This window comes from Rhizobacter sp. P2_H3 (assembly GCF_056403355.1).
Window position 1 is genome coordinate 1 of record NZ_JBFUFQ010000499.1, and the last position, 1,126, is coordinate 1,126.

General features: G+C 74.2%; 1 protein-coding gene. It reads left to right on the forward strand.

Going from position 1 to position 1,126, the window contains the following annotated elements; translation table 11 throughout:
- Window positions 1–1,126, forward strand: a 1,126-nt coding sequence (locus AC1D1T_RS32630) for an ATP-binding protein (protein ID WP_477993503.1), incomplete at both ends; no start/stop codon positions are given.

The window sequence follows — 1,126 nt, forward strand, 5'->3', positions numbered from 1 at the left end:
GCGTGGTGGTGGAGCTGGTCGACACGGCGGCGGGCGAGCCGCGCGTGAACGGCATCGGCCGGCTGCCGCGCGACCTGCCCGACGGGCTGGACACGCACGTCGCCGAAGGCCGCCCGTGGCGCATGCTGCTGACCCACCTGCCGGACGGCCGCCGCTTCATCGTCGCGCAGCAGACCGACCGGCGCGACGACATCGCGCAGGACAGTGCGCTGGCCGCGCTGGTGCCGCTGGTGGTGCTGCTGCCGGTGCTGTTGCTGCTGATCCGCGTGGTGATCGGCAGCACGCTGCGGCCGATCGCGCGGGCCTCGCACCAGCTGGATCGCCAGGGCGACGCCGCGCTGGTCGACGTGCCGGCCGGCGACATGCCCGACGAGGTGCGGCCCTTCGTCACGTCGATCAACGCGCTGCTGCGCCGCCTCACCGAATCGCTCGAGCAGCAACGCCGCTTCGTCGCCGACGCGGCGCACGAGCTGCGCTCGCCGATCACCGCGCTGACGGTGCAGGCCGAGAACCTGGAGCATGCGGAGATGTCGCCCGAGGCACGGCGGCGTTTCGTGCCGCTGCGCGAGGGGTTGTCGCGCTCGCGGGCACTGCTGGAGCAGCTGCTGTCGCTCGCGCGGGTGCAGGCGCCGCGGGCCGACGCGCACCACGGGCCGGATGCAGCGGCGCAGCCCTCGGTCGCGCTGCACGAGGTGGTGCGCGAGGTGGTCTCCGACCTGGTCGCGATGGCCGAGGCCGGACAGGTCGACCTGGGCGTCACGCGGCTCGACGCGGTGCGGGTCGCCGGCACGCCGGTCGACCTGCAGACGCTGGTGCGCAATGCGGTCGACAACGCGGTGCGCTACACGCCGGCCGGCGGGCGCGTCGACGTGAGCCTCGAACAGGCCGGTGGCCGCGCGCTGCTGCGCGTCGACGACACCGGCCCCGGCATTCCGCCGGACCAGCGCGAGCGGGTGTTCGATGCGTTCTACCGGCTGCTCGGCACGCAGCAGACCGGCAGCGGGCTGGGCCTGTCGATCGCGCGCAGCATTGCGCAGCGGCTGGGTGGAACGATCACGCTGGAGACGGCGCCGGGCGGGGGCTTGCGCTTCGAGTACCGGCAGGAGAGCCAGCAAGACAGCCGCCC